The organism is Polaromonas sp. P1_G2 (genome assembly GCF_056405515.1).
Genome location: NZ_JBFUBY010000686.1, coordinates 1 through 626, shown reverse-complemented (window position 1 = coordinate 626; position 626 = coordinate 1). Strand labels below are relative to the sequence as shown.

The window sequence follows — 626 nt, the reverse complement described above, 5'->3', positions numbered from 1 at the left end:
GCCTGGGCCAGTACTATCAGAACGGCGATGCGGCGAAGCCCGACCTCAAGAAGGCGGCTGAATGGTATCTGAAAGGCGCGAATGCCGGCTCGGTCGATGCAATGGTCAGCATCGCCGACATCTATTATGGCACCGATCCGGCGCAGCTCGATTACACCAAGGCACTAACCTATTACCGCATGGCTGCCGACCGTGGCGACGTCAGTGCGATCAACGATGTCGGTGCAATGTACGAGTTCGGCCACGGCGTGCCGCAGAATTTTCCCGAAGCGGTGAAATGGTATACGCGCGCTGTCGACAAGGGCTCCAGCGACGCGATGTACTGGATCGGCTGCCTCTATCTCGGCGATTCAGGTGGAAAGCCCGATTATCCGAAGGCCATGGATTGGCTGAAGCGCGCCGCCGACAAGAACGACACCGACGCCGAATACCGGCTTGCCGAAGTCTACGAGTCGGGCAGCGGCGTGCCCAAGGATGTACAATGGGCCTTCGCCTGGTTCTGGAAGGCGGCGGAGGCCGGCAAGGCCGATGCGATGAATGCCGTCGGATTCTATTAAGATAATGGCACCGCTGTGCCCGAGGATCATCAGATCGCCATGGACTGGTACCTCAAGGCTGCCAATGCG

At 59.6% G+C, this 626-nt stretch carries 1 protein-coding gene; it reads left to right on the top strand.

Annotated elements, in window-relative coordinates:
* Nucleotides 1-557: tetratricopeptide repeat protein (locus tag AC1D0P_RS26950; RefSeq protein ID WP_477679534.1), on the top strand; the 557-nt coding region annotated here is incomplete at its 5' end.
* Between the last annotated feature and the right edge of the window lie 69 nt (nt 558-626).